Origin of the sequence: Streptomyces sp. SM1 (assembly GCF_002910825.1) — a bacterium.
Lineage (GTDB): Bacteria > Actinomycetota > Actinomycetes > Streptomycetales > Streptomycetaceae > Streptomyces > Streptomyces okerensis.
The window spans coordinates 1-7599 of record NZ_NEUB01000739.1 but is presented as its reverse complement, the minus strand read 5'-3'; the positions used below and the strand labels follow the sequence as shown (position 1 = coordinate 7599).

Below are 7599 nucleotides of genomic sequence, written 5' to 3'. Positions count from 1 at the left end.
GGCGTCAGCAGCGGGACAAGGGTGCCGAGGCGGCGCTCGCCGCATCGGCGGGTCGGCCGAAGACCGATCCGCGGGACAAGGAGATCGCCCGGCTCAAGTCCGAAAACGCCAAGCTGGGAGCCGAGCTGGGCAAGGCACGCACCGTCATCGAGGTGCAGTCAAAACTCTCCGCGCTGCTCGACCAGTTCGCCACGGACAGCGCCACGACGAACAACGGCGAGAGCAAGTGACCTTGGCGGAAGCGGCGTCCGCTGGCGTGCCCGTCGGCGAGGGCGAGTCGGCCTTCGAGGCGGCCCGCACGGTTGCCCTGGGCAAGCTGTCCCTCCTGGTCGGCCGGGTCAAGGCATGCGCCGCGCTCGGCGTGAGCCGGGCGACCTGGTACCGCCACCACCGCACGTCCCCGCCGCCGGTGAAGCCGACGCTGGAGCGCAAGCGCCATCCGCGGGCCCTGAGCGAGGCTGAGGAGGCGGAGGTCCTGGCGGTGTTGCGGTCGGCCGAGTTCGTCGACATGGCACCGGCCGAGATCTACGCGGTGCTGCTGGACCGGGGCACCTATCTGTGTTCGGAGGCGACGATGTACCGGATCCTGCGCCGACACGGCGAGGTCCGCGAGCGCCGTCGGCAGGCCACGCATCCGCCCCGCAAGAAGCCTGAGTTGATCGCGACCGCTCCGAATCGGGTGTGGTCGTGGGACATCACGAAGCTGAAGGGCCCGTATCGGGGAAGCTATTTCTGCCTCTACACGATCATCGACATCTACAGCCGCTACACCGTCGGCTGGATGATCGCCGCATCCGAGAACAAGGACCTCGCCGAGCAGTTCCTGTCCTCCACCATCACCAAGTACCCCGTTGAGCAAGGGAAGCTGACGATCCACTCCGACCGGGGATCGCCGATGATCGCCCACAACGTCGCGCAGATGCTCAGCAATATGGGCGTCACCAAGTCCCATTCGAGACCGAAAACGTCGAATGACAACCCGTACTCGGAAAGTCAGTACAAAACCTTGAAGTACCGGCACGATTTCCCCGACCGGTTCGGCTGCATCGAGGACGCCCGCACCTGGTGCACCGGCTTCTTCGACTGGTACAACCTCGCCCACCGACACTCCGGGATAGCGATGCACGCCCCATTCGACGTGCACTTCGGGCTCGCCGACCAGCTCCGCGAGATGCGAGCCGACGTCCTCACGAGCGTCTACCAACAACACCCCGAACGGTTCGTCCGAAAGCCACCCCAGCCACCGAAACTGCCCGAGGCCGCCTGGATCAACAAGCCGGCCGACCTCCGACACGACGATCAAACGATCCCGGCACAGCGATAGAACGAACTACCTGCCTTGATCACGTTGACAGGTTCCGGGTCGCTGGTGCGTGACCCGGTTGTCGTCGTGGTTCCCAACGGCTCGAAATTCCTCTCCGACGACGGCTACACCGCATTCGCCACCCAGGAAGGAGTCGTCTTTCCCGACCCTGATGACGTCCTGGGTGCCATCGCGGCGAACAAGGGGAACAAGGGGAACAAGCTGCAGACCTATGTGACAGCCGTGCGCCCCGTCGGCCAGAACTCCGCCCTGAAACTGAGGGATGCTGTCAACGAGTTTCGAGTGCAGCTCTTCAACCTCATACTGGCTGTGATCGTCCTCCTGATCGCCGGCGTCGGTGTCTGCATCATCTACTCGCGCAAGAACGCTCAGGCCATCTTCGTACAGCACATCAGCGGCTGGAGATACACGGTCACCCACCGCTTCATCCTCAGCTTGGAGCTGGCCCTTGCGGTTCTCCTCGCTACGCGGGTGCCTTTCGAAACATGGTCGCGGAACCAGCAGTTGGAGAAGCTGGCTGCTGCCGGCACCCCTCTTCCCCACCCACTCGTCCACCTCACCGAACTGGATCTCAGCGTCATCGCTGGGCTGGTCGCTGTCGAATTCGGCGCTGTGCTCCTCGCTCTTGCGGTTTTCCACGGTCGCATCGTCAGGGAAGGTGCGACCGAGGCGTGAGCCACGCACACGCGATTCTCTTCCACTCAGCAGGAGCACTGTCGTGATCGATATCGAGAACCTGTCGAAGTCCTTTGGCTCCCGGATCCTGTGGTCCGATGTCTCCTTCACCGTCGGCCGCGGCGAGATGCTCGCCCTTGTCGGCTCCAGCGGATCGGGCAAGTCCACTCTCCTCAACTGTCTCGGCCTGCTCGACAGGCCGAGCGCGGGGGCGATCCGCCATGAGGGCAAGGACATCACCCGATTCGGTCGACGCGAGATTCGTGCGTTCCGCCGCGATGTTCTCGGCTATCTCTTCCAGAACTACGCCCTGATCGAGAACGCGACCGTCGCTGACAACGTGAAGGTGGCCGTTAAACCACGGCGGTCCGCGCAGGGCGAGGTCGGCCCGACGGTCGCCGAGGCGCTCGAGCGAGTTGGCCTGGGCGGGCGGGAGAAGGAGAAGATCCACCACCTCAGTGGCGGTGAACAGCAGCGTGTGGCCCTCGCCCGGCTCATCGTCAAGCAGCCGGCCCTTGTGCTGGCGGACGAGCCGACCGGCGCCCTTGACCAGGACAACGCCGCCATGGTCGTCGACATCCTTGGCGAGATGAGCAAGGCCGGACGCGCCGTAGTCATCGCCACTCACGACGATCGCGTCCGGGACCGATGCGACACCGTCTTCGCCGTGAAAGAGTCGTCGCTGGTCAGCTCCTCATGAGGGCCGGCAGGCCAAGCGGAGATCGTTTGCTGCGGACAAGAGTGTGAGAATCCGCCCATAGAGACAACCTGGGTTGCCTCGACATGTTAGGTTGTCGACCGCTAGGATTGCGCTCGTGAACATGCCAGAACCAACCGAGACCGAGATGGCCGCGTTGATCGGAGCGTTGCACGGCGCGATTCAGCCGCTGGCCGAGGCCATGTGCAGCCGAATGGCCGGCGACGCCGACGACAGCAGCCCGTGGGACGACGCCTCCATGGAGGCGTCGCTGGCGACGCTGGCCGCCTGGCGGGCTGCCTCCGACCAGATCGAGCATCTGGCCACGAAGTCCGCGCGGATCGCGGGCGCCAAGGGTGCGAGCTACGCGGACCTTGGAGCAGCGTGGAAAATCTCCCGTCAGGCAGCCCGCAAGCGCTGGCCCGGAGCGGTGATCGTCGAGAAGGCGTATACGGGGCCCAGTCACTTCAAGGCGTTCGGCGGAGAGGCCCTCATCACCTGGCGCGCGGAGGGAGGAACCTGGTGGTGGATCGCGACCGCAGCCAGCGGGCGGGGCGACGAGGCTCCCGCGGATGTCACCTATGACTCCAGCGAGGAAGCCGCAGCCGCAGCGGGCGCGTTCCTCGCCGCCAACGCCATCACCGCACAGAAGACAACCGGGCCTTCAGAGTCGAACGGCGCGGAGGTGCCCGTCTCGGGTACGTCGGCATAGCCTCGGTTCTATCGTGACGATCCGCCGGTTTCTCATTGGACGTACATTTCCGTTGGTCGTGGAGTTCCACTGTGCGACTTACGCAATTTCCGCGAACTCCGGCTCCGTGGCAAGGGCGGTCGAAGAGACTGCCGTATGTGGCCGGTCTCCAAGAACTGCGCCACCAGGGCCCGCGCGAAAGCGCCTTCGTCGAACTGCCAGAAGCGCTGGCCGGCCTTGCCTGGCTGTGCAAGCTCGACAGCCGCCTCACCCGGCAGCCGGACTGGGTGGTGGGCATAGGCATGTGCTCGAACGCCCACAAACCTTCCTCGTCTCTGCCGACCGCGCTGGAGCGGTGAGGGCGACGCGTGAGCGGACGAAGCTGCAACGGGGCATCAGCGAAAAGACCGCGCATCGCGTCGCACGTGCCCTGACCGGTGGTTCCGGACACTGAAGAAGCGTCCGGAATCACTGCGCAAGATCACGACAGGACTTCAATCCGTTTGTTGTGGAGGAGTCTCCCCTGTCGGAGGCTTGTTCCCCGTCCACTCAGTGGAGCAAATCCTGGCAAGATCCACCACCCACTCCAGATCCCGCTCCGGCAGCTGGGCCGCGAGGCTGTCCAGCCACTCTTGCTCGGTCATACAGTCCCCCTCACGCTCTCAGGTACATCTTCCACCATTCTCCTGGGAGCACGAGCCCAACCGCGGCTTCCTGCGCGCCCTGCACGCCCTCGCCCGCGCCGCGCGGACGATCGGCGAACAGCAGGAGTACGAGCGCTGCTCGCAGTTCCTGAAGGACTCCTCGCCGACGGCGGCGCAGGTCCTGGGCTGATCCGTCACACCCCCGTGGCCCGCCTGTGAGCAGGCGGGCCTTGCGGTTTCGGGGGACGATTGCGCAGGATGCACCGTGGGGACCGGGGCCCCCGTGCCGGTAACGGCAGGGGCGGACCGCTACCCGGAGTACATGTACAGGAGACAGCGATGTCCCACGAGGCTCATGAGCCGGAGACCCCGCATCTCGACTTCCAGGGAACGACCCCTTACGAGGACTACGTCAAGGCCGACGTCCTCACCCACCTCCAGCACACCCTCTCCGACGATCCCGGAGAGATGGTCTTCCTGGTCACCACCCAGGTGATGGAGCTGTGGTTCACCGTCATCGTCCACGAGTGGGAGACCGCGGCCGAGGCGCTGCGCGAGGACGACGTGCCGACCGCGACCGACGCGCTGAAGCGGTCCGTGCGGGAGCTGGAGGCGCTGAACGCGTCCTGGACGCCGCTGGGCGGACTCACCCCGGCGCAGTTCAACTCCTACCGCGGCGCCCTCGGCGAGGGCTCCGGCTTCCAGTCGGCGATGTACCGGCGCATGGAGTTCCTGCTCGGCGACAAGTCCGCGTCCATGCTGGTCCCGCACCGGGGCGCGCCGCGGGTGCACGCCGAGCTGGCGAAGGCGCTGCACGAGCCGAGCCTGTACGACGAGGTCCTGCGGTTCCTCGCGCGGCGCGGGCACGCGATCCCTCAGGACGTGCTGCGGCGCGACGTGTCGCGGAAGTACGAGCCGTCGGCGGAGGTGGAGGCGGTCTGGACGGCCGTCTACTCCGGTGACGAGCGCGGCGAGGTGGCCCGTCTCGGCGAGGCGCTGACCGATGTCGCCGAGCTGGTGTGGCGCTGGCGCAACGACCATCTGGTCGCCACCCGCCGCGCGATGGGCTCGAAGACCGGGACGGGCGGCTCCGCCGGGGTGGCCTGGCTGGAGAAGCGGGCCCAGAAGAACGTGTTCCCCGAGCTGTGGACGGCGCGGTCCTATGTCTGAGCTCGCGACGAAGGCGGAGAAGCTGAACGCCTCCGACGAACTGGCTGCCAAGCGCGCCGAGTTCGTGCTCGACGACGTGGTCTATCTCGACGGCAACTCGCTGGGCGCGCTGCCGGTGGCCGTGCCCGGCCGGGTCGAGGACGTGGTGCGCCGGCAGTGGGGCGAACTGCGCATCCGGTCCTGGACGGAGGGCGGCTGGTGGACGGCGCCCGAGCGGATCGGGGACCGGATCGCGCCACTGGTCGGCGCGGCGGCCGGGCAGGTCGTGGTGGGCGACTCCACCAGCGTCAACGTGCTCAAGGCGCTGGTCGGCGCGGTGCGGCTGGCGCGGGCGGCGCACGGCGGGGGTCCCGCGCGGGACGAGATCGTGGTCGACGCGACCACGTTCCCCACGGACGGGTACATCGCCGGGTCGGCGGCCCGGATGACGGGCTGCACACTGCGCCCGGTGGCGCCGTCCGACGTCCCCGGAGTGCTCGGTGACCGTACGGCCGCCGTGCTGCTCAACCACGTCGACTACCGCACCGGCCGGCTGCACGACCTGCCGTCGCTGACGGCCGCCGTGCACGCGGCGGGCGCGTACGTCGTCTGGGACCTGTGCCACAGCGCGGGCGCGCTGCCGGTCGGGCTGGACGAGCACGGTGTGGACCTGGCGGTCGGCTGCACCTACAAGTACCTGAACGGCGGCCCCGGTTCACCGGCGTTCCTGTACGTGCGCGCGGATCTGCAGGACCGCTTCGACTCCCCGCTGCCCGGCTGGAACTCCCACGCGGAACCCTTCGGCATGCGTGAGGACTACGAGCCGGCGGCGGGCGCGCTACGGGGCCGGGTCGGCACCCCGGACATCCTCTCCATGCTCGCCCTGGAGGCGGCACTGGAGGTCTGGGACGGCGTGCCGGTCGACGCGGTCCGGGCCAAGTCCCTCGCGCTGACGGACTTCTTCCTGGAGTGCGTCGAGGCGTACGTCCCGGCGGGCGGGGTCGAGTGCCTGACTCCGCGGGCGCACGCGGAACGGGGCAGCCAGATCGCGCTGCGCCGGGCGGGAGCCGGGGAGGTGATGCGGCGGCTGATCGAGCGGGGCGTGGTCGGCGACTTCCGGCAACCGGACGTGCTGCGCTTCGGGTTCACGCCGCTGTACGTCGGATTCGCGGATGTGGAGCGGGCGGCGCGGGTGCTGGCGGAGGTGCTGGCGGAGGTGCCGGCGGAGGTGCCGGCGTAACCGAGGCCGGGGGCGGCTCATCGAGGAGCCGCCCCCGGTCCCGCTGACCGAGCGTGACATCCGCATGTCGGGGCACGTGGGCGTGCTGATACCGTCCGCCGAACGGCCGTGTCTCCGCCCGGTCCGTCGAACTACGGTGTATCGCTGAGAGGTTGAGCATGACGGACGACGTCGCAGCCGCCCGGACCGCCGCCGAGGAGGAGTCGGTCTTCTCCCACGCGCCCGTCGCCCCGGACGCCACGGCCGCGTACGGCGACCACCCGGACCGGCTGATCGACTTCCATCTGCCGCGTGGTGAGGGCGGACCGGGGCCCGCGCCCGTGGTGGTCGTCCTGCACGGAGGTGCCTGGCGCGCGCCGTACGACCGGCGCCACATCAGCCCCTTCGCGGCCTTTCTGGCCGGCCGGGGCTTCGCCGTGGCCAGTGCCGAGTACCGGCGTGGTGCGCAGGGGGTGGGTGACGGTGACGGTGACGGTGGCGGAGACGGTGACGCGGCCGCCGGGCGGTGGCCGGACACGTTCGACGATGTCGCCGCCGCGATGGACGCCCTGCCCGCGCTGATCCGGGAACATCTGCCGCGGGCCGATGCGCGGCGCGTCGTCCTCACCGGTCACTCGGCGGGCGGACACCTGGCGCTGTGGGCCGCCGCGCGGCACGTTCTTCCGGCCGGCTCCGCCTGGCGCACCGCGGGCCCGGCGCCGCTGCGGGGTGTTGTCGCGCTCGCCCCCATCGCCGACTTCGCGGTCGCGGACAAGCTGGGCGTGTGCGGGGGTGCCGTGCGGCAGCTCCTCGGCGGCGACGATCATTTCGCCGAACGGCGGCCGTACGCGGATCCGGCGCTGCTGCTGCCCACCGGGATCGCCACGACGCTGGTGCAGGGGCGCGCCGACGGGGATGTTCCGCAGGCGGTCGCCGAGTCGTACGCGGAGGCGGCGGCGAAGGCGGGGGAAGTGGTGGGGGTGACGTTGCTGGAGGACGTCGGGCACTTTCCGCTGATCGATCCGGTGGCGGACGCGTGTGCGGTGGTGGCGGAGGAGATCGCCCAGCTCGCGTGGTGACGTGCCGTCGGGTGGGGGTGTGTCATACCCGTCGTACCTGAGAGCTACCCCGTGAATGAGTCCCTCGGCGGGACGCGGGTTACGTGGGGTGATCCGTAACTTCCCTTGCCGGCGGGCCCGG

General features: G+C 68.6%; 8 protein-coding genes and 2 pseudogenes. All 10 read left to right on the top strand.

The genetic code is table 11. From position 1 onward, the window contains the following. Positions 1–230, top strand: a pseudogene (locus B9S61_RS40970) (hypothetical protein); the annotation flags it as partial. Continuing rightward, on the top strand, positions 227–1324 hold the full coding sequence (locus tag B9S61_RS21720; RefSeq protein WP_258039778.1) for an IS3 family transposase: 1098 nt from the start codon (positions 227–229) through the stop codon (positions 1322–1324). The pseudogene B9S61_RS40970 and the gene B9S61_RS21720, both read left to right, overlap by 4 nt. Positions 1325–1339: 15 nt before the next feature. Then, a complete protein-coding gene (locus B9S61_RS21715; RefSeq protein ID WP_103543761.1) occupies positions 1340–1999 on the top strand; it encodes a hypothetical protein in 660 nt (219 codons plus the stop codon). Between the two features lie 43 nt (positions 2000–2042). Continuing rightward, positions 2043–2699, top strand: coding sequence for an ABC transporter ATP-binding protein (locus B9S61_RS21710; RefSeq protein ID WP_103543760.1), 657 nt, complete (start codon positions 2043–2045; stop codon positions 2697–2699). Positions 2700–2820: 121 nt separating this feature from the next. Further along, positions 2821–3408: a hypothetical protein gene (locus B9S61_RS21705; protein ID WP_146064914.1), complete on the top strand. Its 588-nt coding sequence runs from the start codon at positions 2821–2823 to the stop codon at positions 3406–3408. A gap of 137 nt (positions 3409–3545) precedes the next feature. After that, a complete protein-coding gene (locus B9S61_RS21700; protein ID WP_103543758.1) occupies positions 3546–3746 on the top strand; it encodes a hypothetical protein in 201 nt (66 codons plus the stop codon). Between the two features lie 319 nt (positions 3747–4065). Then, a pseudogene (locus B9S61_RS21695) lies at positions 4066–4221 on the top strand (DUF3151 family protein); the annotation flags it as partial. Between the two features lie 149 nt (positions 4222–4370). Continuing rightward, entirely contained in the window at positions 4371–5201 is an 831-nt protein-coding gene (locus tag B9S61_RS21690) for a tryptophan 2,3-dioxygenase family protein (protein ID WP_103543757.1), read from the top strand. Beyond that, the gene (gene kynU, locus B9S61_RS21685) at positions 5194–6420 is read left to right on the top strand and encodes a kynureninase (RefSeq protein WP_103543756.1); all 1227 of its coding nucleotides are present in this window, start codon (positions 5194–5196) and stop codon (positions 6418–6420) included. The genes B9S61_RS21690 and kynU overlap by 8 nt, the downstream gene beginning before the upstream one ends. Before the next feature lie 158 nt (positions 6421–6578). After that, positions 6579–7478, top strand: coding sequence for an alpha/beta hydrolase (locus B9S61_RS21680; RefSeq protein WP_103543755.1), 900 nt, complete (start codon positions 6579–6581; stop codon positions 7476–7478). Positions 7479–7599: the final 121 nt, after the last annotated feature.